The following is a 4893-nucleotide window of genomic DNA, read 5'->3' as shown; positions in this document are numbered from 1 at the left end:
TGCGCACCAGGAGTCCTATGTGGTGGCCGGTGTGAAGGTGGTGGGACTGTACAAAGTTTCCGTAGTCGGTGGTGACGGTGGGTGCCTATGTGCTGAGCAGGATGCGGTGGCGGAGGAGTTCGAATCCTGCTCGGCCGTGCACCTGTCGCGTGATCCGCTTGGTGTGGGTGGGGGAGGGGCAGGCCGGCGTTGACAGCGGCGCGGTCGAGTTCCAGGCCGTTGCAGAAGCTGTGCAGGTGGGGCAGTCCCATCAGCGCGGCTGCCGCTTCGCTCCCCGCACGCAGGGCACCGGACAAGCCGGGTCACCAGGGGAGGGGACGGCCGTCACGGAAGAAGTCGCCGGTAGGACCGTCGTCGGGGAGGAGGGCGGCCCAGACGACGCTGGCAGCGCCGGCCTCGACGGGGCGGCCCCCGGGGCCGCCCATGTCGGTGGCGACCCAGCCCGGGCAGACGGAGTTGACGAGGAAGCCCTCGTGGCGGAGGTCGGCGGCGAGCATGCGGGTGAGGGCGTTCAGGGCGGTCTTGGAGGCGGTGTAGGCGGGGGCGCCGCTGCCCATGTTGGTCAGGGAGGCGGCCTCGCTGCTGACGTTGACGATGCGGGGGTGCTCGGCGGCGCGCAGGAGGTCGACGAAGGCCTCGACGGTGCGCCAGGCGCCGAAGAGGTTGGTCTCGAACGCCTCGGTGACGACGGACATGCGGGCGGAGGACGGACGCTGCCAGCTGTCGTAGTGGATGGCGGCGTTGTTGACGAGGACGTCGAGCCGTCCGAACTCCTCGCCGACGTGGTGGGCCGCCCGTTTGAGGGTGTCGGCGTCGCGGACGTCGAGTCGCAGGGGGCGGACGTCGAGGCCCGTGGCGGCCATGGCACCGGCGGCGCGTTCGGCGGCGGGGAGGTTGCGGGCTGTGAGCAGGACGGTGTGGCCGAGCCGGGCGAGCTGGGAGCAGACCTCGTGGCCGATGCCCCGGTTTCCTCCGGTGACGAGTGCGACGCGATCCCTGGGATCGATGGCCGGGTTGGTCGGGTCGAAGTCGGGAGCCCTCATTCTTCGTCGCCTCCAAGCGAGTTGAGACCCTCTCATCCTCGGCGGGAACGGCCTCCCCTGTCTAAGATCTCTTGTGATAACCATGTGCTATGGACGCTCACCTACGGGATCTCAAGTACTTTTTGGCTGTCGCGGAGGAGCTGAGCTTCCAGCGGGCGGCGGAGCGGCTCTTCGTTTCGCAGTCGTTGCTGAGCAAACAGATGCGTCAGTTGGAGATGGGCCTGCGGACGTCCTTGTTCGAGCGGGCCTGGCGTGAGGTGCGGCTGACACCGGCGGGCGCGGCGCTCCTTCCGGCGGCGCGGGAGATCACCCAGCGGTGGGACCAGGCGCAGCGGGCGGTGGCGGACGCGGCGGTTGACGCCCACGCGGTGCTGACCGTCGGTCTTTCGACGAGTGTGGGCCGGGGGTTGGTCCAGCGGGGGCGGCGGACCTTCGAGTCCAAGTGGCCGGACTTGCAGCTGCGGTTCCGGCACGTCGGCTGGGCGGATCCGAGTGTGGGGCTGACGAAGGGCGAGGTAGACATCGCCTTCGTGTGGCTCCCGCTTCCCGATGCCGAGCAGTTCTCGGTCCGGGTGGTGGCGCGGGAGCGGCGCTGGGCAGCGCTTCCCGCGGGGCACGCCTTGTCGGAGCAGGAGGAGATCGCCTTCGCCGACCTGCTGGAGGAGCCCTTCATCGCCCTGCCGGACCGTGCCGGTCCGCTGCGTGACTTCTGGCTGGCGCTGGAGGACCGCGGCGGGCGCGAACCTCGGATCGGTGCGGTCGTTTCGAGTGCGGAGGAGACCCTGGCGGCGGTCGAAGCCGGCAAGGGAGTGGTGCTGCTGGCCGAGGGCAACGTCGAGCTATACCGGCGCTCAGGGATCGTGGCACGTCCGGTCAGCGGGCTGGCGCCCAGTGAGCTGGCGGTGGCGTGGCGGCGCAACGACCGGCGGAGCGTGGTGCAGGACTTCGTGGCGGGACTGGACGAGCTGCGCTGACAGCGGATGCCTTATTTACCGTGATATTTCGGCGATTCCTGTTTCGCAACGTATACAGCTCTCCTATTTATAACCCTTCCGTATGAACGAATTCATTGGACGGGTGAATTCTGGTCGAGTTCACTCTGGGGGTGCGCTCGCGGCCCCGGGGGGCCTTTGTCGCTCGGATTGGGCGAATGGCCGAGCGCACCCTGCCAAACGGAAGGCTTCCTATGATTTCCTCGGCGGCTCTGCCGACTCCCGACCTCCAAAGACATCGGCTTCCTTCATTGACCGGGCTGCGATTCGTTGCGGCCCTTCTCGTTTTCATGTTCCACATGACCCTGATCGATTCACCGCTTCCGCCGAATGCGCCGGTGAAGGTCAGCCCGTTCGCAAACCACACGATCGCACAGTGGCTCGGGGACACCTTCGGCCGATCCGGAATGATCGGCGTCTCGTTCTTTTTCGTCCTCAGCGGGTTCGTGCTCACCTGGTCGGCCAAGCCGGGGGAGCCCGCGACGGCGTTCTGGCGCCGCCGGCTGCTCAAGATCTTCCCAGCGCACCTGGTCACCTTCGCCTTCGTGATGGTCTTCCTCGCGGACGGCTCGATTCCGGCGAAGGCGTGGCTGCCGAACCTGTTCCTGCTGCATGCGTGGTTCCCGGACCCGTCGGTGTTCATGTGCGTGAACCTCGTCGCCTGGACCCTCAGCTGCGAGCTGCTGTTCTACGTCCTGTTCCCGCTGGTGATCGACGGCCTCAGGAGGATCCCGGTCCGGCACCTGTGGGGGTGGATCGCCGGGCTCATGGTGGTGATGGTCGCCGTCCAGGCGGCGACGGCCTGGGTGGTGCCCGACACACCGAAGACCTCCTTCGGAGTGTCCAATCTGCAGTTCTGGTTCGGCGACTTCCTGCCTCCGCTACGCCTTCCCGAGTTCGTGATCGGGGCGCTGCTGGCGCTGGCCGTGCGCGCCGGACGCGACATCCCGGTGCCGATGCCCGCCGCCGTGGCGCTGTGCCTGGTCGGCTTCGTGGTCCAGCTGTACGTCCCGTTCGTCCTGGTCTTCAACGTGACGATGATCCTTCCGATCTGCGCGCTGATCATCTCGGCGGTGCAGCGGGATGTGGCGGGCCGGTCGGGCCGGCTGGGCGGGCGGACCATGACCTGGCTGGGCGAGGTGTCCTTCGGGTTCTACCTGTGCCAGGGCATCACCGTCTTCTACGGCCGCAACATGGTGGGCCACAGCGCCCGGTACGGGACGCCGGTGGCCACGGTGGTGTTCGTCGGCTTTTTCCTGGCCACCTTTGTGGCGGGCTGGATCCTGTACGTGGGGGTGGAGCGACCTGTGATGCGGCGCTTCGCCCGCAGTCGGCGCCCCGTGGTTCTGCCGCCCGTCGACCCGGCGCCGCCTGAGACGGCCGCCAGCGCGGCTGCGGACTGACACACGGCCTAATGCTCCCTGCCGGGTCACGAGTCCGGATCCGGAAAGTCCGGATCCGGATTTCCCTGTGGGTTGCCCCGCTCACGCCACATTCCCATATGATCAACTACCGCTGGCTCGTCGTAGTCCCGTAATTGCGGGAACACGTCCATAAGGGGTGGAAGTGGCAGGACCTCCATCATGCAAGTACGCCATAGACGCGTCCGGTCAGGACATCCATGGGGAGATCGCCAGAATTCGCGCCGAGGGGCCGGTCCAGCAAGTGGAATTGCCGAGCGGAGTTCTGGCCTGGTCCGTCACCGGACATGAGGAGATCAGGGCGCTGCTCCTCGATCCCCGCGTCTCCAAGGACGCCTACCAGCACTGGCCCGCTTGGATCGATGGAAGCGTCGGCACCGAGTGGCCGCTGGCCATCTGGGTCTCCGTGCAGAACATGGTGACCGCCTACGGCGACGACCACTCGCGCTTGCGCAAGCCGGTCGCCTCGGCCTTCACCGCCCGCCGGGTGGCCACCCTGCAGCCGCGGATCGAGGCGCTGACCGCCGAGATCCTGGACGCGCTGGCCGAGCAGCCCCCGGGGGCGGAAGTCGACCTCCGCGAGGGCTTCGCCCATTCGCTGCCGCTGCAGGTCACCTGCGAGTTGTTCGGCATACCCGTCGAAGCGCGCGGCCGCTTCCAACGGATCATCAAGGGCTTCTTCTCCACCACGGCCACCCTGGAGCAGGCGCAGGTCAACGGTCAGGAGCTGTACGTCGCACTCACCGAACTCATCGCCCGCAAACGGGCCGAGCCGGCCGGCGACCTGACCTGCGCGCTCATCGAGGCCCAGGCAGCGGGCCAGATGACCGAGAAGGAACTGGCCGACAACCTCATCCTGCTGTTCACCGCGGGCTACGAAACCACGGTCAACCTGCTCGACCACGCGGTGCACAGACTGCTGAGCCACCCCGAGCAACTGGCCCTGGTCCGCGAGGGCCGCGCCGACTGGGACGACGTCATCGACGAGACCCTGCGCCTGGAAGCGCCCGGGGCCCACTCCATCCTGCGCTACGCCGTGGAGGACATCGAGATCGCCGGGGTCGTTATCGCCAAGGGCGACGCCATCATGATCGCCTTCGCCGGCGCGGGGCGCGACCTCCGGCACCACGGCCCGGACGCCGACGCCTTCCACGTCCAGCGCCCCACGCGCAAGGATCACGTGGCCTTCGGCTTCGGCGTGCACTACTGCCTGGGGGCGCCGTTGGCCCGTATGGAGGCGCGGATCGCTCTGGCGGCCCTGTTCGACCGTTTCCCCGACATGGCGCTCGGGACCTCCGAGGTCCTGCCGCAGGTGTCGTTCATCTCCAACGGCCACCGTACCCTGCCGGTGGTCCTGCGACCGGCGGCCTGACCCGGGGGTGACGGCCGACCCCACCACGGCCGTCACCCCCGGCACGCGCACGGCTCAGGGAAGTC

At 68.1% G+C, this 4893-nt stretch carries 4 protein-coding genes and 1 pseudogene; 3 read left to right on the top strand and 2 right to left on the bottom strand.

The features are described 5' to 3' along the window. Positions 1–85: 85 nt before the first annotated feature. Together ACRWND_RS30225 and ACRWND_RS30220 are read right to left on the bottom strand one after the other, a co-directional pair. Positions 86–245, bottom strand: a pseudogene (locus tag ACRWND_RS30225) (ISL3 family transposase); the annotation flags it as partial. Between the two features lie 57 nt (positions 246–302). After that, the gene (locus ACRWND_RS30220) at positions 303–1043 is read right to left on the bottom strand and encodes an SDR family oxidoreductase (RefSeq protein WP_431955068.1); all 741 of its coding nucleotides are present in this window, start codon (positions 1041–1043) and stop codon (positions 303–305) included. 89 nt (positions 1044–1132) lie between these two features. Between ACRWND_RS30220 and ACRWND_RS30215 the strand changes: the two genes are divergently transcribed. The 3 genes from ACRWND_RS30215 (at position 1133) to ACRWND_RS30205 (ending at position 4828) form a co-directional block, all read left to right on the top strand. Further along, positions 1133–2017: a LysR family transcriptional regulator gene (locus tag ACRWND_RS30215; RefSeq protein WP_431955066.1), complete on the top strand. Its 885-nt coding sequence runs from the start codon at positions 1133–1135 to the stop codon at positions 2015–2017. A 176-nt stretch (positions 2018–2193) separates the two neighbouring features. Next, entirely contained in the window at positions 2194–3438 is a 1245-nt protein-coding gene (locus ACRWND_RS30210) for an acyltransferase family protein (RefSeq protein WP_431955064.1), read from the top strand. 262 nt (positions 3439–3700) lie between these two features. Next, entirely contained in the window at positions 3701–4828 is a 1128-nt protein-coding gene (locus ACRWND_RS30205) for a cytochrome P450 family protein (protein ID WP_431955062.1), read from the top strand. The last annotated feature ends 65 nt before the right edge of the window (positions 4829–4893 follow it).

Source organism: Actinacidiphila sp. bgisy167 (assembly GCF_965342175.1).
Classification (GTDB): domain Bacteria; phylum Actinomycetota; class Actinomycetes; order Streptomycetales; family Streptomycetaceae; genus Actinacidiphila.
Note: the sequence above shows the minus strand (reverse complement) of the source record. Positions and strands in the feature narration are given on the sequence as shown.